Origin of the sequence: Tepidanaerobacter sp. GT38, assembly GCF_021991635.1 — a bacterium.
GTDB lineage: Bacteria > Bacillota > Thermosediminibacteria > Thermosediminibacterales > Tepidanaerobacteraceae > DTU063.
The window spans coordinates 1-19373 of record NZ_JAFFJA010000078.1 but is presented as its reverse complement, the minus strand read 5'-3'; the positions used below and the strand labels follow the sequence as shown (position 1 = coordinate 19373).

General features: G+C 41.0%; 17 protein-coding genes and 1 riboswitch. Of the genes, 10 read left to right on the top strand and 7 right to left on the bottom strand.

Annotated features, from left to right (window positions below):
• The coding region (locus JT739_RS10225; RefSeq protein WP_237661020.1) for an ABC transporter permease at positions 1-920 on the top strand (920 nt) is incomplete at its 5' end.
• An 87-nt stretch (positions 921-1007) separates the two neighbouring features.
• A complete protein-coding gene (locus JT739_RS10220; protein WP_237661019.1) occupies positions 1008-2258 on the top strand; it encodes an efflux RND transporter periplasmic adaptor subunit in 1251 nt (416 codons plus the stop codon).
• 143 nt (positions 2259-2401) lie between these two features.
• Here JT739_RS10220 and JT739_RS10215 read toward each other — a convergent pair whose 3' ends face one another.
• The 3 genes from JT739_RS10215 to JT739_RS10205 all read right to left on the bottom strand — a co-directional run bounded on the left by JT739_RS10215 (position 2402) and on the right by JT739_RS10205 (position 5275).
• Complete coding sequence (locus tag JT739_RS10215) at positions 2402-3139, bottom strand: 5-formyltetrahydrofolate cyclo-ligase (protein ID WP_237661018.1); 738 nt, start codon at positions 3137-3139, stop codon at positions 2402-2404.
• 153 nt (positions 3140-3292) lie between these two features.
• Complete coding sequence (locus tag JT739_RS10210) at positions 3293-4720, bottom strand: hypothetical protein (protein WP_237661017.1); 1428 nt, start codon at positions 4718-4720, stop codon at positions 3293-3295.
• A gap of 243 nt (positions 4721-4963) precedes the next feature.
• Entirely contained in the window at positions 4964-5275 is a 312-nt protein-coding gene (locus tag JT739_RS10205) for a TMEM165/GDT1 family protein (RefSeq protein WP_237661016.1), read from the bottom strand.
• 460 nt (positions 5276-5735) lie between these two features.
• On the opposite strand from JT739_RS10205, the gene guaB reads away from it, so the two are divergent.
• Positions 5736-7184, top strand: coding sequence for an IMP dehydrogenase (gene guaB / locus JT739_RS10200; RefSeq protein ID WP_237661015.1), 1449 nt, complete (start codon positions 5736-5738; stop codon positions 7182-7184).
• A gap of 27 nt (positions 7185-7211) precedes the next feature.
• On the opposite strand, the gene JT739_RS10195 is transcribed toward guaB, so the two are convergent.
• The 3 genes from JT739_RS10195 to JT739_RS10185 are packed head-to-tail and all read right to left on the bottom strand — an operon-like array spanning position 7212 to position 9896.
• The gene (locus tag JT739_RS10195) at positions 7212-8108 is read right to left on the bottom strand and encodes a glycine betaine ABC transporter substrate-binding protein (protein ID WP_237661014.1); all 897 of its coding nucleotides are present in this window, start codon (positions 8106-8108) and stop codon (positions 7212-7214) included.
• 19 nt (positions 8109-8127) lie between these two features.
• Complete coding sequence (locus JT739_RS10190) at positions 8128-8769, bottom strand: ABC transporter permease (RefSeq protein ID WP_237661013.1); 642 nt, start codon at positions 8767-8769, stop codon at positions 8128-8130.
• Between the two features lie 14 nt (positions 8770-8783).
• Positions 8784-9896, bottom strand: a complete 1113-nt coding sequence (locus JT739_RS10185) for an ABC transporter ATP-binding protein (protein WP_237661012.1) — start codon at positions 9894-9896, stop codon at positions 8784-8786.
• Positions 9897-9987: 91 nt separating this feature from the next.
• Positions 9988-10124, bottom strand: a riboswitch (cyclic di-AMP (ydaO/yuaA leader).
• Between the two features lie 212 nt (positions 10125-10336).
• On the opposite strand from JT739_RS10185, the gene fusA reads away from it, so the two are divergent.
• The 7 genes from fusA to radA all read left to right on the top strand — a co-directional run bounded on the left by fusA (position 10337) and on the right by radA (position 18833).
• The gene (gene fusA, locus JT739_RS10180) at positions 10337-12409 is read left to right on the top strand and encodes an elongation factor G (RefSeq protein ID WP_237661011.1); all 2073 of its coding nucleotides are present in this window, start codon (positions 10337-10339) and stop codon (positions 12407-12409) included.
• 116 nt (positions 12410-12525) lie between these two features.
• A complete protein-coding gene (locus JT739_RS10175) occupies positions 12526-12762 on the top strand; it encodes a hypothetical protein (RefSeq protein ID WP_237661010.1) in 237 nt (78 codons plus the stop codon).
• A 123-nt stretch (positions 12763-12885) separates the two neighbouring features.
• Positions 12886-13365, top strand: a complete 480-nt coding sequence (locus tag JT739_RS10170; RefSeq protein ID WP_237661009.1) for a CtsR family transcriptional regulator — start codon at positions 12886-12888, stop codon at positions 13363-13365.
• Between the two features lie 2 nt (positions 13366-13367).
• On the top strand, positions 13368-13898 hold the full coding sequence (locus tag JT739_RS10165) for a UvrB/UvrC motif-containing protein (protein WP_237661008.1): 531 nt from the start codon (positions 13368-13370) through the stop codon (positions 13896-13898).
• 11 nt (positions 13899-13909) lie between these two features.
• A complete protein-coding gene (locus JT739_RS10160; RefSeq protein ID WP_237661007.1) occupies positions 13910-14962 on the top strand; it encodes a protein arginine kinase in 1053 nt (350 codons plus the stop codon).
• 9 nt (positions 14963-14971) lie between these two features.
• Positions 14972-17410 (top strand): ATP-dependent Clp protease ATP-binding subunit, encoded by a 2439-nt coding sequence (locus tag JT739_RS10155; protein ID WP_237661006.1) that lies wholly within the window; start codon positions 14972-14974, stop codon positions 17408-17410.
• A 79-nt stretch (positions 17411-17489) separates the two neighbouring features.
• A complete protein-coding gene (gene radA / locus JT739_RS10150) occupies positions 17490-18833 on the top strand; it encodes a DNA repair protein RadA (protein WP_237661005.1) in 1344 nt (447 codons plus the stop codon).
• Between the two features lie 42 nt (positions 18834-18875).
• On the opposite strand, the gene JT739_RS10145 is transcribed toward radA, so the two are convergent.
• Positions 18876-19271 (bottom strand): DUF1573 domain-containing protein, encoded by a 396-nt coding sequence (locus JT739_RS10145; RefSeq protein WP_237661004.1) that lies wholly within the window; start codon positions 19269-19271, stop codon positions 18876-18878.
• Positions 19272-19373 lie beyond the last annotated feature (102 nt).

Sequence of the window (19373 nt, the reverse complement as noted above, 5' to 3'; positions counted from 1 at the left end):
AAAAAAATGTAGTTCGGGAACTGGCGGCCTTTCCTGGAGTAAGCCGTGTAGAGCCTATGGCGGAAATTCCCGTCACATTAAAAAACAAGTGGCTAGAGAAAGATGTGGTAATACTTGGCCTTCCTGAAAAAAGCAGCCTTTATAATATATTGGATAATGAGTATAACAAGGTAGCACCACCTAAAAACGGCCTACTGCTCTCTGAACGGCTGGCCCAGTTACTTGATGCAGAGCCGGGCACAAGGCTTACGGCAGAAACTGTTATGAAAGCAGATGGCAAAGACGGCGTTTTACAGGTAGTAGGAATCATACCTCAATACTCGGGCACAAATGCATATATGGAAATCGGTGCTCTACAAGATTTCCTACAGCAAAAAGGTCTTATAACTTCGTGTATGCTAAATATCGATAAAGATGGTATTGCTTCATTTCGACAAAAATATCTGCACAGCGATACTATAAGTTCTATTGATGAGAAGAGCCAACGGCTCAATAAGTTCAGGGAAATGATGGGCTCATACGGCAGCATGGTTTATTCTTATGCAATGATAAGTATAATCATAGGTTTTGCTATAATTTACAGTTCCTCTGTCATTACATTATCGGAGAGAAGCCGAGAACTGGCTTCCATGATGGTCCTGGGCATGACGCCTCAAGAAGTTCTGTCAGTAGTCACCTTTGAACAGTGGTGTCTAGCGGTGCCTGCGATGTTGCTGGGTATGCCTTCGGCAAGAATATTAATGGCAGGCCTTTCTTCAGCTATGAGCACTGATATGTACACAATTCCAGAGCGCATTACCTCTATGGCTTTGCTGCTGGCTTTTTTTGTAACTGCTTTGTCAGTGTGGATAGCCCAAAGAGCTGCAGCAAGGAAAATCAGGAGTTTAAGTTTAGTTGAAGTATTAAAAGCCCGAGAGTAAAGAATGGAAAAAGGTATATGCATGCCCTATATGCTGCCTTTGTTTGTGTAGGCGAGGAGTAAAAACTAAAGGAAGAGAGTGAGGAATGTGAAGGGGAAAGTTAAATTTGTCGGAGTAATTATTATAGGTATCATTCTGGTTGCTGCTATTTTATATCAATCTACAAAACCACTTAATGCAGAGCTGCTTGAGATACAGCCGCAGTCTATAGCAAGCACATTTGTGGAAGAGGGGAAGATAGTTCCAGCAGATAAATCCCCCGTTTATAGTCTCATAAGCGGTGAGATTGTAAAGCTTAATGTGGAAGAAGGTAAGCAGGTTAGCAAAAATGATTTACTAGCGGTAGTGGATTCTACGGAATTAGAGTTTCAGCTTAAGCAGATGGAGGCAGAACTTACAAGCCTTAAAGGGGAAGAAGCTGATAGGTATAGAAAACCTTTAGAATCAAGTATCAAAAGCCAGGAGCTTTTAGTAGAAAAGGCTAAGCTGGATCTTGCGGCAATTGAAGAGGATTTTAAGAGAATAGAAAACTTGTATCAGGAAGGTGCAGTTTCGGCAAAAGAATATGAAGATGCACAAAATATGCTGGAGACTGCAAAGCTAAACCTTAGGCAGCAAGAAGAAGCCCTAGCACTGCTTTATGAATCATCTGAGCCAACCAGTGGTTCAGAGCAGTTTTATGCAGGAAGAGTGGAAGCCCTGCGGTCGCAAATGGAACTCATTAAATATCGCATAGAAAAATGCCGCATTACTGCTCCGGCAGAAGGAATCGTGGCAAATCTTGCTGTGACAAAAGGCGATGTGGTGAACCCTGGTCTGAAACTACTGGACATTTTTACAGGTGACGAGTACTTGGTAGAGGTTTTTATCCTTGCAGAATCAGCAGCAAGTGTTACAGAAGGCATGAAAGTAAAACTGATTCAAGATAGAAAAGGTGAAGATGTTTCTTTTGAAGGAGTAGTGGAAAAAATTGCACCTGCTGCAGTCGATATGATATCAGCCTTGGGCCTTGAAGAAAGCAGGGTGAAAGTAACTATAAAGCCTGAGTTTCCTGAAAACTTTCGCGTATTTGCCGGAATCGAATTGGATGTTGAATTTACTACAGATAAAAGGGAAGATGTCCTAGCTGTCCCCAAAAATGCTCTATTTCCCTATGAGAAAGGCAAAGCTTTGTGGAAAGTAGAAGGTGGCAAAGCTAAAATACAGCCTGTAGAAACCGGATTTGAAAACGATAGCCACGTAGTTATAACAAAGGGCCTTGCCCCAGGGGACTTGATTATCTTAAATCCCCAGCTAGATTGCCTAAAGGAAGGGAAAAAAATAAATAATATTAAGTGATGCAGGACATTATGTAAAGGCTTGGATATTGCGAAATGTTACAGAAAATGGAGCTATGGCTTTGATGGTGAGGGAATTGCAAAAAAGTATATGCTAAAATGAAGGAGATTACCATAAAAAGGGGCTAAAACAGCCCCTTTTTATTACCTGTGTTTTAATTCATATAATTCCTTCAGTGGCGGAATGTTTTCAATCATGCCTTGTTCTAATTTTCCCCAAATTACGCCTTGTGATGGTTTGGGAATATTAGAATTTGTATTTATTACTCTAGTAGGTGTAACAATATAATCTACGATAGTATCATAAGGAGTAATTTCTATATCTATGTCAACAACTTGGCAGTCGTGACCTGCGGCGATTACAGGTGTTTTGGAATCTACGGCCTGGATTTCCCACAGCATTGCCCATTCTAAGTCAAAATATCCATGTCCCTTGCCGAATCGGATTCCGGAAGGAGTGATGGCGGAAGCGCCTGTCACCAGCAAATCAACTTTTTCAAGCTTTGCCTTAATCTCTTTTAGCGAAATGGGCTTCATGAATTTTTCCATGCCATCTAAAGTAGTAGCCAGCTCTTCCATGCCTTCTGGAACATCTCCGGGGTAAATTACCTGAAACCCGCGGTTTATGCCATAAGTTGTAGTGAGCAATGTTTTTTTGTCTTTGATGACAAATTCTCTGAGCCGTTCCATATTGTTGTCAGGAGTTATAAATATTACCCGGGCATTCTTGTAAATGTCCAAGTTTCTAATAAACTCGGCGCCTTTGTCACTGCCTTCGTAATCAGCTATAAATTCTGCAAAATTCCAATGAAATCTTGAATCAGGCTTAGCTACCTTCCTTAATTCTTCCCACACTTTTTTCCTGGCTTCATTGCGATCCATATAAATGCACTCCTTTACTTTACCATAAGGTCTTGTTTTTAAAGTCGACTATGTTGTACCAAAGCTGAAAACCGAAATCCACTATTAAACCAATTAAGCAAACCCACATAAGTATACTGAAAAAATTTGCTGAATAAATCATATTAACCTCCCCTAATCAACGGCTTTTATATGTTCTTTAAGTTTATTAAAGTCAAATTTTGCAGGTGAAATTTTAGCATAGGCAAATATAACAGCCGAAGAAACGATGATGGCAGTCGTAAAACTTAATAGGTTTTGATTGTTAAGGAACAATGGAAGACCCAGTAAAATTCCTAGAATTGTACCCGCTGCTGCAGCACTGCCGCTGATGTTAGGGCTAAACAGCCCCGCAATAACTGGAATAACAGCTGCGGCAGCTACCAAGTCGGCTGTCAGCAATAAAAACAGGATGGACGGAGCTTTAAAGGCAACTAGCATTGCCCCGACTCCAAAGACGATGGTAGAGATTCTGCCAACGAACACGGCCTTTTCTGGAGCTAAATTAGGCATAAAGCTTTTGATTATATCAAGAGAAGCTATAGATGAAAAACCTGCTAGGGCGTCGGAAGCCGTAGAAGTTGCTGCAAGGACCACTATCATCATAAATATCATTGAAGCCCATGGGGGCAAAAGGTGATGGGCCATAAGGGCAGTGGCAATAGAGGGATGGGGCAATTCCATATTGTAGGCTACTGCCATTAGCCCAAAAGATGCAGCAATAATTGTCATTGGGAAAGTCATTAAAGATGAACTGAGCAGTCCCTTTTTCACAACTCTAATATCTTTTGCAGAATATACTCGCTGCCACAGGGCCTGATTTAAGAGCTCTGCTGCAGATACGGCTATGATGATCATAAGGGCAAATTCCATTCCGCTTGGATTAAACACATTGAGGAACTCCGGAGCGTGCTCTTGTATTCCGCTGTATATGGCTACAGGGCCGCCGGAATTTTTAAAGGCTATGATGGCAGTTATGAAAAGCATTGGAGTAATGAGGATAGCCTGCAATCCGTTTGTAAATATTGCAGCGCCTAACCCGCCGTAAGTAGTATATATGATAACAGGGACACCGATAATTAAAACACCTATATGAATAGGTACCTGACCTATGTAATTAAAAGCAATACCTGCACCTATGAGATTAGCAGCTAGTAAACAAAACATATAAACAATGCTGACAAAAAGCACAACAACATACATTAGATTTCCGTATCTGACTTTGGCATATTCTCCGATGGTGTTACCTTCAGGAATCAATTCTTTAATGCGACCTGAAACCGGCAAAAAAGCAATATATGATAAAGAAATGGCAAGGCCGTATCCTATCATAGATGTAAGCCCTTGTAAATATGCCATTTCTCCCGGAGAGAAAATTAGGCCAGTCCCTACGGCATAGGCTATGAAAGTTGCGGTCATAAATGCTGTAGTGATGTTTCGGCCTGCGGTAAAATATGAGTCGCTGCTTTGTATTTTCCTTTTACTAAAAAGGTAACTTAACCAGGTAATTGAGCCCATAAGTGTAAGGCTTAAGATAATCATAAGGACTCCAAAAGTGGGCATGATAACTCCTCCTTTGAGAAATAAAATTAACTAAATAACGAACAATACAAAAACAAAATTATAAAATGTACGTATCTAATTAAAGCACTAAATGCTACCTTTGTCAATGGATAAAATGTTTTTAAAATAGAATATAAAAATAAAAAATGAGATTATGGAACCAAAATGTCACATAATCTCATTTATGTAATCTGGCTATAGATTTTAAGGTTGAAATTTATAGTGAAAAATTTTACCGTTATATTATCCTTGACCCAGTTGATGCAGTACTTGAGGTATTGCTTCAATGAGGACAAAGATGCCTATGCCCACAAAGAGAATCCCCGCTGCCAGTTTTAGGTATGTCTGGGGAATATATCTGCACACCAGTTCTCCGAATAAGGCACCGATAAATGTAACGAGGACCAGTGCAAGAGAAGCTCCCAAGAAAATAGGCAAGGGCTTTTTATACTGTGTTACTAGAGTAAATACGGCAAGCTGTGTTTTGTCGCCAAGTTCTGCTAGGAATAACATCCCAAAAGCCATAAGAAAAAGTTTTAAGTCCAAAGAAAACACCTCATCTTTTGTTAGTAATTAAATCTCTCTTTCCGGTACAATTAACAAAAACGAGTTAGAAACTGCAGAATAAAGTGCTATGAACATAATAAATTTAGGTGTGATTTGATTCTAATCTGTATAATTCCCCCTTTCGACAAAAAATAAAAGACCTCTATTCCAAATAATTAAACTGGAATAAAGGTCTCATTCCCGCAAGCGGTGAAAGCCCAGGCAAAGGATTTGCCAGCATGTTGGACTTTCAAAGGCAAAAGCCCGAACTACTCCCCTTTATTGCTTCTTATACCAAATACCAACTATACCAATAATATACCAAGATTTTGCGCCCCAATCAATACCTTGATGATGTCACGTGAACGGTTTTGCAAAGGAAAAATGCCCTCAGTCCTTGTTGACACTGATACTAATCTTTGATAAACTTTGGAATAATAATCGTAGATAAATTACTGGGGGCGATTTTTTGGATAAGTTTGTCAAGGAGGGTTTAAGTTTTGACGATGTCCTGGTAATACCTTCAAAATCCGAGGTATTGCCAAAAGACGTGGATATTTCCACTCGATTGACTAATAAAATAAAACTAAACATACCTATTATCAGTGCAGGAATGGACACTGTAACAGAGGCCCGTCTGGCTATTGCCATTGCCAGAGAGGGCGGTATAGGCATTATCCATAAAAACATGTCTATTGAAAAGCAAGCCTTGGAAGTGGACAAGGTTAAGCGTTCGGAACACGGGGTTATAGTTGATCCCTTTTATCTATCACCGGATAACCTCATTGGAGAAGCTTTAGAGCTTATGGAGCGGTATAAAATATCCGGTGTGCCCATTACCGAGGGGACTAAGTTAGTGGGCATTCTGACTAATAGGGACCTTCGCTTTGAAGAAGACAAGAGCAAAAAAATTAGGGAAGTTATGACCAAAGACAACTTGGTGACGGCACCTGAAGGTACTACCCTTGATGAGGCCAAAGAAATCCTCAAAAAGCACAAGATAGAAAAACTCCCCATAGTCGATGAGGACTTTAATCTGAAAGGGTTAATAACAATTAAAGACATTGAAAAAGCCATCAAATATCCCAACTCAGCAAAAGATCAAAAAGGAAGGCTGCTGGTAGGTGCAGCTGTGGGAGTTACAAGAGACATGGAAGATCGCCTGAAGGCATTGGTAGAAGCTAAGGTGGACGTTGTAGTTGTGGATACTGCCCATGGGCATTCCAAAGGCGTCATGGAGGCAGTAAATAGAATTAAAGAGCATTACCCGGAACTTCAGGTCATAGCAGGAAATGTAGCTACGGCTGATGCTACTCGCGATTTGATAAAGGCTGGGGCAGATGCGGTAAAAGTTGGCATGGGCCCTGGCTCCATATGCACTACGAGAGTAGTAGCGGGGATAGGAGTTCCCCAAGTGACGGCTATTTATGATTGCGCACAGGAGGCGGCAAAATACAACATACCTATTATTGCCGACGGAGGAATCAAGTACTCAGGTGATATAGTAAAGGCTATAGCAGCCGGGGCTGATACTGTAATGATTGGTAGTCTGTTTGCCGGCACTGAGGAAAGTCCCGGGGAAATTCAAATCTATAAAGGCCGCAGCTTCAAAGTATACCGCGGCATGGGCTCTATGGCAGCAATGGAAGAGGGCAGTAAAGACAGATACTTCCAGGAAGATGTCAAGAAACTGGTGCCTGAAGGCGTTGAAGGACGAGTTCCATATAAAGGGCCCCTTTCAGAAACCGTATACCAGCTGGTAGGCGGTTTGCGGGCTGGTATGGGTTACTGTGGAGCTAAAAACATTCAAGAACTAAAGCAAGCCAAATTCATCAGGATAAGCGATGCGGGCTTGAGAGAAAGTCATCCGCATGACATATATATTACCAAAGAAGCTCCCAATTACACACAAATATAGGACTGGCGTGGCCAGTCCTTTTTTTGACTATATTAATCCTTCTTCTTTCAAAAATTCTCGGGCAACATCTTTTGGCTCCCGCTTGTATAAATCTACTGCTGCATTTAGCTCTGCCATTTTAGCATCATCAATGCGGCCGGCTAATTTATTTAGCACTTCCTCTAATTCCGGATGTTTCTCTAAAACTTCCCCGCGCACTATAGTAGTTGCATCATATGGTGGGAAGAACTGCTTATCATCTTCTAAGATCACCAAATCAAAAGCGGCAATTCGACCATCGGTAGCAAAACCACTTATTACGTCAACACTGCCCTGAACAAGGGCTTGATACATTAATGAAGGATCCATGCCTTTTGCATCTTTGAATTCAAAGCCGTAATGCTTGCTGAGACCGGGATAGCCGTCATCTCTTTCAATAAATACATACGTGCAGCCGAGAGTCAACTCATTGGCTACTTTGGCCATGTCGGATATGGTCTTTAAATTGTATTTTTCAGCTGTTTCTTTAGTTACTACCATAGCATAGGTGTTGTTAAAACCATAGGGCTTCATCCATTTTATATTAAACTGCTCATCGAATTCCTTTTTCACGATTTCATAAACCTCATCTGGATCCGTCATCGGCTCCATTCCCAAATTTATCAGGCCTGTGCCCGTATACTCTAAGTATAAATCTATTTGGCCTGATTTTATGGCATTAAAGATAACGTTTGCCGCAAGATTGGTCTGTACACTTGTCTTTAAGTCGGTGTTTTCCTCTATGAGAATGCTCAGCATTTCAGCCATGATAAACTGTTCAGAAAAGTTTTTGCCCCCAATTCGTATTTCTTCAGGCGCTTTTGAGCCGCCACAGCCAGTTAAACCCGTCAATAAAAATATACCAATCAGCAATACAAAAGCTAACGTCCTCAAGTTTTTTTTCAATTATAACCCCTCCTTAAATTTACCTTTTTTTGCGAAGCCCCTTTGGTGTCAGCATAAGCTCAACATATCCCAACACTTGGTCAGCCAAGATTGCAAGCAAAGCTGCCGGTAAGGCCCCTGCTAATATCATCTCATTTCTGTACATTTGTATTCCGGTAAAAATCAATTCACCGAGGCCACCTGCACCAATATATGCGGCAATAGTGGTAGTGCCGATATTGATTACTGTCGCAATCCTGACTCCTGCCATTATAACTGAGAGAGACTGAGGCAATTCTACCATGCGGAGTATTTGCATGTTGGTCATGCCCATGCCCCGACCTGCATCAATCATAAAAGGTGATACCTCTTTAATGCCGGTGTAAGTGTTTTTTACTATAGGCAACAGTGCATAAAGGAAAAGCACCAATATGGCAGTCCTCTTGCCAATGCCCAAAAAAGGTATGAGCAGTCCAAAGAAGGCGATGCTGGGAATGGTCTGAAATACACTTGTTACAGCAAGCATAATGTTAGCTAAATGTTTATTTCGGGTTAAGGCAATGCCCAGCGGAACTCCAATAATTATTGCTGTAAGTATCGCAGACCCTGTTAGCTGTAAGTGTTCAAGTATGAGACGAAATACAGTATCAGGATTATTGATAAAGAAGTTAAACAGTGTCACATTTCACACTCCCTTCACACTGTTAAGCGTTGCCCCAGGACATTGACCAAGCTGGACCTTGTTATAAGACCTGTCAATTTATTATCTTCACTAATAACCGGGACATAGCCAACCTGCTTTTGTGCCATAATTGACAGTACTTGACTTATATTTGCATCTTCTGTTACATAGTGGACATTGGTTGTTAATATCTCGGAAACCCTTTCTGCTCTATCAAAGTTTTCCAGCACATCCTTGGCAGTAGTAAGCCCAATAAACCTGCCTGATTCATCGACGACCATGAGGCTGTCAACCTTTTCCAGGCGCATTTTTTCTAAAGCATAGGTCAAAGTCCTTTCCGGAAGTATAGTGACGGGATTTTTTATCATAATATCTTTAACATTAATATACTCCGGCTGCTTAAGCAGTCTGTCCCTGCCGATGAATTCTTCCACAAAGCCATGGGCGGGATTTACTAAAAGCTGATCTGGACTGTCATATTGAAGCACCTTGCCGTCTTTCATAATGGCTATTTTATCGGCAAGTTTTAAAGCTTCGTCCATATCATGTGTTACAAAAACAATGGTTTTTTCAAGCTTGTCCTGCATCCGCAATAATTCTTCCTGCAGCGTAGTCCTTGTAATAGGGTCAACAGCTCCAAAAGGCTCATCCATTAATATAATTTCCGGATCTGCTGCCAGGGCTCTGGCTACGCCAATTCGTTGCTGCTGGCCGCCACTTAATTCATTGGGATAGCGGTTATAAAACTCTGACGGAGGCATGCCCACAAACTCAAGTAATTCCTCTACCCGTTGCTTACGCTTCTTTTCGGGCCAGTTTTTTAAATATGGTACAAGACCTATATTTTGAGCAATAGTCATGTGAGGAAAAAGCGCAATTTGCTGTATAACATAGCCGATATTCCGTCTAAGTTCTACTGCATCGATTTTACTAATATCAGTTCCCTTGATGTAAATAGCTCCTTCGGTAGGTTCGATTAAGCGATTAATCATGCGCAAAGTAGTTGTTTTACCACAGCCACTGGGGCCGATTAGAACGATAAATTCTCCTTTATTAATATCTAACGTTAAGTTATCAACAGCAACAAAATTATCGTATCTTTTAGTAACATTTTTAAAGCTTATCAAAGAGACAACCTCCTTTCTCGATTTAGCTTAATAAATAAAAAAAGCCATGGAGATCCATAGCTTTTTGGAATCACAATAAAATTTTAACTATCAATCTCCTCTTCAAACGCTTACGAGGTTAGCTGACGGGTTCGGGCCGAAGAGTAGCCCTACTTTATGATAAAGATACACCCCAAAATGTGGTTCCCCCGCTCCAGTCACATAGACCAGATTCAGCGAATAGTCAAATGTTTATATTTTTTCGCCACTCTATTATAACAAATAAAAAAAAATGCTGTCAACTTCAGTTGCCCAAAGGTGCTGTTTGTGATATTATTTTCATAATAGTGATTTTCCACAATTTTTTTAGCAGGAAAACGGTTTACATAAGTAGAATTAATATACGTAGCGTACTTATAATTTTTCATTTCGGTAAGTCAACTTTAAGGAGGAGATCGGATTTGAAAAACTATAAAAGTGACATGATAAGAAATGTAGGTCTCGTTGGTCACAGCGGTTCAGGAAAGACATCTTTAGCCGAAGCTATGCTGTACAATTCAGGAGCTACTGATCGCCTGGGTAAAATAGACGATGGCAATACTGTGTGCGACTACGATCCGGAAGAGATAAAGCGAAAAATTTCAATAAGCACCTCACTTGCCCCCTGTGAGTGGAAAAACATAAAAATAAATGTCCTTGATACTCCGGGATATTTTGACTTCGTAGGTGAAGTAAAAAGTACATTAAGAGTTGTGGAAAATGCGGTTATAGTAACTTGTGCCGTGTCTGGCGTAGAAGTAGGCACTGAGCAAGTGTTTAAATATGCAAAGGATGCCGGCTTGCCTTGCATATTTTTCATAAATAAGATGGATCGCGAAAATGCAAATTTCAATAAAGTGCTAGACCAGATTCGTGAATTATTCGGTTCTAAAGCTGTTCCATTCCAACTTCCCATAGGTTCTGAAGCAAACTTTAAAGGCGTTGTAGATGTTGTGGCACAGAAAGCCTATACTTTTGATGGAAAGAGCGTAAAAGAATGTCCGATTCCCGACGAATTAAAAGACGAGATGGAAAACTACCGTTCAATGATAATGGAAGTTGTAGCAGAAACTGATGATGAGCTTCTGATGAAATATCTTGAAGGTGAAGAGCTGACTCAGGATGAAATCCAAAAAGGTTTGAGCGTTGGCGTGCGTAAAGGCGATATCTATCCTATACTTTGCGGTTCATCTCTGACAAATAAAGGTATTACGCTGCTTATGGACACTATTGTAAATTATGCGGCTTCACCGGAAGATCGCCCTGATGAAATAGCAACAAAACCAGGCTCCAATGAAGAAATTACATTAAAGTGTAGTGCCAGTGAACCATTTTCAGCGCTGGTATTTAAAACTTTGGCAGACCCATATGTGGGCAAATTGACCATGTTTAAGGTATTTTCAGGCAGTTTAAAATCCGATACTCAAGTTTATAATGTAACACAGGATCAAACTGAAAAGTTCGGGCAGGTTTATGTTTTAAAAGGCAAAAAACAAGAAAATGTCACTGAAGTATATGCAGGGGACATAGCTGCTGTGGCTAAATTACAAAATACTTCTACAAATGACACCCTTGCTACAAAAGATAATCCGGTCTTACTTAAACCTATTGAGTTTCCAAAACCTGTACTGACACTTGCTGCAGTGCCTAAGTCCTCCGGTGATGAGGATAAAATCTCCTCTGGTCTTACAAGGCTTATGGAAGAAGACAAGACCTTTGAAGTTACAAAGAACAATGAGACTGGTCAGCTCTTAGTGTCAGGTATGGGTGAGATTCATTTAGAAGTTTTAAGCGCAAAACTTTCAAATAAATTTGGCTCTGAAATGGTGCTTAGCACTCCGGCAGTGCCCTATCGTGAAACTATTCGCGGCACCACTAAAGTTGAAGGTAAGCATAAAAAACAAAGCGGCGGTCGCGGCCAGTACGGTCACGTTTGGCTGGAAATTCAGCCCGTAGAAATCGAAAAAGAGTTTGAATTTGAAGACAAAATATTTGGCGGCGTAGTGCCAAAACAATACGTGCCTGCTGTTGAAAAAGGTATCAGAGAAGCGTTAAAAGAGGGTGTCCTGGCAGGTTATCCTATGGTAGGCGTGAAGGCCATCTTATATGATGGTTCTTACCACCCCGTTGATTCTTCTGAAATGGCCTTTAAAATAGCCGGTTCCATGGCTTTTAAGAAAGGTGCAACTCAGGCAAAACCGGTACTTTTGGAGCCTATTATGGATGTGACAGTAGTTGTTCCTGACAATTACATGGGTGATATTATCGGTGACTTAAATAAACGGCGCGGTCGCGTTTTAGGCATGGAGCCTAAAGATGGTATGCAGCATATTAAAGCCCAAGTGCCAATGGCAGAAATGTTCCGTTACGCCACTGATCTGCGTTCAATGACTCAAGGCAGAGGATCCTTCTCCTCCAGTTTCAGCCATTATGAAGAAGTTCCTGCAATGATTGCTGAAAAAATAATAGCCGAGGCCCAGGCTAACAAAGAATAAGAATAATATTGCCATAAAGAGAATATATTACCATAACGCGTTCCCTCCTTTTTTGAATTTAAGTTTTAATTTAAGGAAAAGCTTAAGATAAGCAAAGTTTCAAGGAGGGGCACTCTATGGTAAGGTCGCGGAAAAAGATTCATGTAGGTCCAACACCCGATCGTGTTGAGGATGTTCATAAGAAAAAGGTTGACAGTCTAATAGAGGATCAACTGCTGGATGATACTATGTATGGTGAAATAATTCCAAGCTTAATGGGTTGGACTTCTTTTGAAGATCAGGAACAAAGGACAAACCGCCTTATTGAGATTTCTGAGGAAATTGCTGCCACTAAGAAAAAAAGGAAACAGTAAGAGGGAGGACAAAATATCCTCCCTTAAGTTTTATATAAAAAACTTGCATTTTTTTCTAGATTTAACTATAATATAATTAAAGGTCAAAGAAGGTCAAAAACTTCCCGTTGAGAGGATGATGCTATGGCAAACCTTTCGGATATTATCGAAGACTTTATAAAAAAAATGTTTGATGACATGCCGGAAGGGATTTTGGAAATACAGCGAAACGAAATGGCAAATTACTTCCAATGTGCCCCTTCTCAGATAAATTACGTCCTCACGACGCGCTTTACCTTAGAACGCGGATATTTTGTTGAAAGCCGCCGTGGTGGCGGAGGATATATTCGGATAAAAAAGCTAAAAATAAGGGAAGGCGAGTTTTTAAAAGAAATCATTGAGTATATAGGTGAATCCATTTCCGGTTCTGAGGCAAAAGCTATTATTGAGAGATTGTGGGAGGAAGAAGTAATAACAGAAAGAGAAATGAGAATTCTATGTGCCGCTATAAATAAATACAATTTGCCGTTAAGTCCTGCAGACCAGGATATGGTCCGCGCACGCATTATGAAAGCTGTAATTACAGCTTTAATGGACCATGAAGCGAGAAAAGGGGGAAATTAATTATGTTGTGTGAAGAGTGTCAAATGAGGCCCGCTACTGTTCATATAACCAAGATAGTCAACAATGAAAAAACTCAAATGCATCTTTGTGAAGAATGTGCAAAGAAAAAGCATATATCATTTTCAACGGGTTTAAGCGGATTTGGTTTTGATGATACAGGTTTTTCCGTAGCAAAACTCCTGTCAAGCTTTTTTGAACCTGCTAGCCAAAGTACCATGGGCATTTCAGATGAATTAAAATGCGATCGCTGTGGTTTGACTTTTCAAGCTTTCTCCGATACAGGTCGCTTTGGTTGCAGCCAGTGTTACAATACCTTTAGGGGTCAGATGGACCCAATGCTGCGCAGAATTCACGGCAAAACCTTTCATGTTGGCAAAGTGCCCAAGAGGACTGGGGGTCAGCTTCGGATAAGACAGGAAATAAACAGGCTAAAGAGGGAATTACAGGAAGCTATAAATGCGGAAGAATATGAACGTGCAGCTGTAATAAGAGACAAAATAAAAGAATTGGAACAGAATAAACATAATAGCTAGGAGATGGTCGGATGGGTATTGAAAGCATAATGGATACTTCCAGGATAAAATGGATTAATTCTCCTGGCCCGGACAGCGACATTGTCATAAGCAGCAGGGTCAGATTTGCTCGCAATTTAAAGAATGTCCCATTCCCCCATCTTCTGTCAGATAGTGAAGCAAAAAAAATAGTAAGTGACGTATATTTGACGTTAAAGGAAAATCCGGTACTTTCCAGACAAATTGAGCTATATAATATGAGTGAACTGACACCGGTTCAAAAGACTATGCTTTCCGAAATGCATCTAATAAGTATGGATCTGTCCAACTCTGAAAAGGGAGCTGTTATAGTTAACCAAGATGAAACTATAAACATAATGATAAATGAAGAAGACCACTTGAGGATACAGGTGATGCTGCCCGGACTTCAGCTAGATGAGGCACTAAAAGAAATTGACAGGATTGACGATCTGCTGGAAGAAAAGCTTGATTTTGCCTTTGATGAAAAAATCGGGTATTTGACTGCATGTCCCACAAATGTAGGCACCGGTATGAGAGCATCTGTAATGATGCATCTACCTGCACTTACAATGATGGATAAAACCGGTCAAATTTTCTCCACCATATCCCAATTGGGACTCGTAGTAAGAGGCATATACGGTGAAGGCTCTCAAGCCAAGGGCAACTTATATCAGATTTCCAATCAGATAACTTTAGGCAAATCAGAAGAAGATATTATACAAAATGTAGTCAGTGTTGCCCGTCAAATAATAATGAGCGAACGCAAAACCAGACAGAATTTATCAGGTGAGGCCAGACTGCGCCTGGAGGACAAAATCCTAAGGTCCTATGGAATACTGACAAATGCCAAACTCGTTTCATCACAGGAAGCTTTGTCTTATATATCTGATGTGAGATTAGGTGTTGACATGGGTATTATTAAGGATTTAAGTCCATCTGTATTAAACGAGTTATTTATCATGACAGGCCCAGCATATATTCAGGAAATGTCCAAAAATGCAACTACTCCAATGGAACGAGATCTCTATAGGGCCAATTTTATAAGAGAAAAAATGCAAAGGTGAGGTGAAATTATGAACGGAAAGTTTACACAGCGTGCTCAAAAAGTGATTGCCTATGCTCAGGAAGAAGCTCGTCGTCTAAATCACAATGTGGTTGGCACTGAACATCTGCTCTTAGGTTTGATAAGAGAAGGTGAAGGTGTAGCGGCCAGAGCTTTGGCCAATCTTGGAATAGATTTACACAAAGTTAGAAGTCAAATAGAGAATATGATAGGAGTAGGTCCCTTTGTAATTCAAGGGCCTATTGGTTACACACCAAGGGCAAAAAGGGTTATGGAGCTTGCCGTGGATGAGTCAAGGAAACTAGGCCATAATTATGTAGGCACAGAACATATTTTACTTGGGCTCATTCGAGAAGGTGAAGGTGTTGCCGCTCAGGTGTTAAATAACTTAGGAATAAGTCTTGAAAAAGCACAAAAAGAGGTATTAAGCCTTTTGGGAGACCCAAAAGGCCAGGGAGGCCCGAAAAAAGCAGCCAATACTCCAACTCTTAATCAATTCGGCCGAGATTTGACAGAACTTGCCTCTGAGGGAAAACTTGATCCTGTAATAGGCCGGGAAAAAGAGATCGAGCGAGTAATACAAGTCCTTTCCAGGCGTACCAAGAACAACCCCTGCCTTATCGGTGAACCCGGTGTAGGTAAAACTGCAGTGGTAGAAGGTCTTGCGCAAAAAATCGTAGAGCAGGATGTGCCAGAGATTTTAAAGGATAAAAGGGTTGTAAGCCTGGACATGGCGTCCCTTGTAGCTGGAACCAAATTCCGCGGTGAATTTGAAGAACGGCTAAAGAAAGTTATGGCTGAGATTAAACAGGCAAGCAACGTAATACTCTTTATCGACGAAATGCATACGATTATAGGAGCCGGTGCAGCAGAGGGAGCAATTGATGCATCTAACATACTAAAACCTGCCCTTGCTAGAGGTGAAATCCAGACAATAGGAGCAACAACCCTTGACGAGTACCGAAAACATGTGGAAAAGGATCCTGCTCTAGAGCGGCGCTTCCAACCCATAACCGTTGATGAACCGACCGTAGAAGATACCATTGCGATTTTAAAAGGCTTAAGGGATAGGTATGAAGCTCATCATAGAGTAAAGATTTCTGATGAAGCACTGGAAGCTGCGGCAAAGCTCTCTCACAGATATATTACCGACAGATTTTTACCGGATAAGGCTATCGATCTCATCGATGAAGCAGCCTCTAGAGTTCGCTTAAAGACCCTTACCACTCCTCCGGAACTGAAAGAAGTGGAAGATGAGCTAGAAGCTATACGCAAGGAAAAAGATGCGGCAATTAAGGCTCAAGAGTTTGAAAAAGCTGCAAGTCTCAGGGATAGAGAGCAGGAGACCAAAGCAAAACTTGAACAATTAAAACAGCGGTGGCAGAAAGACCATAAGTTAGACAACTCTACGGTGACGGAAGAAGATATTGCAGAGATTGTAGCTAGCTGGACAGGTATACCGGTTAAGCGTTTGACCGAAGGAGAGTCTGAACGTCTCCTCAATATGGAAGATATTTTGCACAAGAGGGTTATAGGCCAGGACGAGGCTGTAGCGGCTATAGCGAGGGCTATACGCCGGGCTTATGCAGGCTTGAAAGATCCTTCAAGGCCCATTGGTTCTTTCATCTTTTTGGGGCCCACCGGCGTTGGCAAAACAGAACTTGCTAGAGCTTTGGCCGATGCCATGTTCGGCGATGAAAATGCTATGATAAGACTGGATATGTCAGAATACATGGAAAAATTTGCAGTATCCAGAATGGTGGGTGCACCTCCAGGATATGTAGGCTATGAGGAAGGCGGGGAGCTTACCGAAAAAGTTCGCCGTAGACCATACTCGGTAGTGCTTTTTGACGAAATAGAAAAAGCCCATCCTGATGTATTCAACATTCTTTTACAAATTCTTGAAGACGGCAGATTAACCGACTCCAAAGGTCGAACGGTGGACTTTAGAAATACCGTACTCATAATGACCTCAAATGTAGGCGCAAATCTCATACAAAAGACAAAAGTGCTGGGATTTGAACCGGTTAAAGATGAGGCGAAAGATTATAATGAAATGAAGGATAGAGTTTTAGAAGAGCTAAAGAGGACCTTCAGACCTGAATTTCTAAACCGCATAGATGAAATTATAGTTTTCCACTCCCTCAACGAGGAACACATTCGGGCTATTGTTACACTTATGCTAAATGAGGTCAACAACAGGCTTACTGAAAAGGGAGTATCAATTGAAGTGTCAGATGCAGCCAAAGACTTACTGGCAAAAGAGGGCTTTGATCCCATGTTTGGCGCAAGACCTCTTCGCCGTGTAATTCAAAAGCGCATTGAAGATAGGCTTTCAGAGGAGATCTTGAAAGGCAATATTTCAACGGGCAATGTGGTAGTAGTTGATGTAAAAGATGACGAACTTACATTTACCAACAAAGAACCTGCAGAGGTGCCAGGCACCTAAGTTATTAAGTTATTCCTTTAAGGCAGCAAGGATTTCTTTAGCCTTTGCTGCCTATTTTTCTTAAACTGGAGGGGAAGTTTTGAAAGAAAAAAAACGCTTTGTATGCCAGCAATGCGGTGCAATTGTCCCGAAATGGATGGGGCGGTGCCCGGAATGTAGCAGTTGGAACAGTATTGTTGAGGAAGCGGTTTTGCCGGAAAAAAAGTTTACCCGGGAGTACAAAAGACCGGAGTTGTTGGATAGCATCAATTATTCTGAGGATGAAAGGATTTTGACATCAATTGAAGAACTGGATCGAGTGCTGGGTGGAGGCATAGTTCCAGGAAGTCTTATATTAATTGGCGGTGATCCCGGTATTGGAAAATCTACGCTCATGCTTCAAATCTGCGGCAACTTAAGCCAGAAAAAAAGTGTCCTTTACATTTCGGGTGAGGAATCAGAAAAGCAGATAAAACTTAGGGCAGATAGGCTGAAAATAAAAAGCGGGAACCTGTACATAATGGCAGAAAACAATATGAACCTAATTGAAATGGCCATTAAGGAACTAAGGCCTTCTCTGGCAATTATTGATTCTATACAAACGGTATATTACCCTGAGCTTTCATCGGGCCCCGGTAGTGTCAGCCAAATACGAGAATCTACCGTGAAAAGTTTAAGTATATCTAAAGAAACGGATACGGCCATATTTATTGTGGGACATGTGACTAAGGAAGGGAGTTTGGCAGGGCCTAAGCTGCTTGAACACATGGTGGACACAGTTCTTTATTTTGAAGGTGAGCGATACCACTCTTACAGGCTTTTAAGGTCTGTCAAAAACCGGTTTGGATCTACCAATGAAATAGGAATTTTTGAAATGAAAGATTCAGGCTTAGTTGAGGTAAGCAGTCCGTCCAAGTACTTACTGTCTGGCAAACTTCCCGATACTGCCGGATCTGCAGTAGTATGCATTTTAGAAGGGACCAGACCCCTTTTAGTTGAAGTTCAAGCTTTAGTTTCCAGGTCCGGTTTTAATCTAGCAAGACGCCAGACTTCCGGTATAGATTATAATCGAGCTGCACTTTTAATTGCGGTTTTGGAGAAGAAATTGGGATATATGCTAAGTCAGGAAGACATTTACATAAATGTAGCGGGCGGAATAAAAGTTGAAGAGCCGGGGGCTGATCTTGCAGTTGTAGCAGCCATAGCTTCTAGTTTTAAGAACCGTCCCATATCAGAAGACACAGTCATAATCGGTGAGGTAGGCCTTGCCGGCGAGGTAAGGGCTGTAAGTTATGTAGAAAAGCGAATTCAAGAAGCATATAAGCTAGGATTTTCAAGGGCAATAGTTCCCTACGAAAACACTGTTGATATTTCAAAATCCATTAAAATGAGGATTGAAGGTGTAAAGAATATAAAAGAAGCGGTAGAGGCAAGTATAACATAGTTTAAGCTAAAACTAAAGGGAACGGTTTTCGTTCCCTTATGTTTATGATAAATTATATATTCCAAGAGTAGAAAGTTTTTCATTTTCGGCGCATAAAATATCCTCTAGATTTAAACCTAAGATATTGCATAAAGCAGCAAGGTAGAAAAGATGATTTCCTATTTCAAGCTCTATTATTTCTCGGCAGTTATCACAAAGCTTTCCTTTGGTATGGGTATCCATATATGAAATCAATTCATAAAGACGAATTTCACTGGGGACTTGCTGTTTTTTTGCATTTATTTGTATACAACCGCAGTTCGTCACGGATTTAGACACAGCACGATTGACCCTTGCAGTAGTTTCCTGGAATTTAGTCAGCACATCAAGAATGCTCTTGTGCCTGATTAAACAATCAGCAACTGTGTCCTGGAACTCATCCCAGCTAAGGCCTTTCACACCTAGATTCCCCCTTGCAATAGTATCTGTCTATATTATAGACGCCTTTTACTGAATTTGTCAAACACATGTGGATATCAAGATCGCGTCAAGTTGTTGTAG